Raw genomic sequence first — 642 nt, forward strand, 5'->3', positions numbered from 1 at the left:
TCCCCACTCATCGCGAAGGCCATGGTGCGTGACAATCACGATTTCCCGGTCATGCTCAGCACGCTCGATGACAGCTGTGCGCGCCACCATGCGTCGGAAGTGGGTGCCCGTCACGCCCTGAAAAATTCGCGTGATCATGCCGAGCGCTCCAGCTCTGCATCGCGTAGAATACCACGCAGCCGCTTGTTGCTCGAACCGAGAACCGCGTTCAGGTGACGAAGCCCACGGCACCCATCCAGCACGTCATCCAAACGCGTTTGCATCTCGACAAGGCTGTTCGAGAGTTCGGCACAGCGCGCTTCCAACCAACGGGCTCGGGATTCGAAGTCATCGGCCTTGGCCTGTGCCAAGGATTCGTGTTGCGCCGCCGTCTTCTCATCATACGCGAACGCGCCATCCGGAGCCACGAATGCGCCCTCCGATACACCAGTCGCCGGATCGTAGAACACGGCAAGCCCAAGCGGGTGCATGATCTCGTTGTTGATACGGTACAGCAGACCGCGATCCGCAATCTCGATCCACGTGACTTCCTGCATCGAGCCCTCGACTACACTATCCGTCAACTCAGACATCTTCAGTTTCTCCCTGTACAAGTTCAAAGATTCGAGCCTCAATCTCCGAAAACCCCTCACTCACGTGAAT

The 642-nt window shown here is 57.9% G+C and carries 1 protein-coding gene; it reads right to left on the bottom strand.

What is annotated here, in order from left to right:
* Positions 1-134: 134 nt before the first annotated feature.
* On the bottom strand, positions 135-572 hold the full coding sequence (locus tag AC1RPN_RS08060; RefSeq protein WP_481763691.1) for a DUF7415 domain-containing protein: 438 nt from the start codon (positions 570-572) through the stop codon (positions 135-137).
* Positions 573-642 lie beyond the last annotated feature (70 nt).

Source organism: Dellaglioa sp. CoH-57-MRSF-20, from assembly GCF_056781955.1.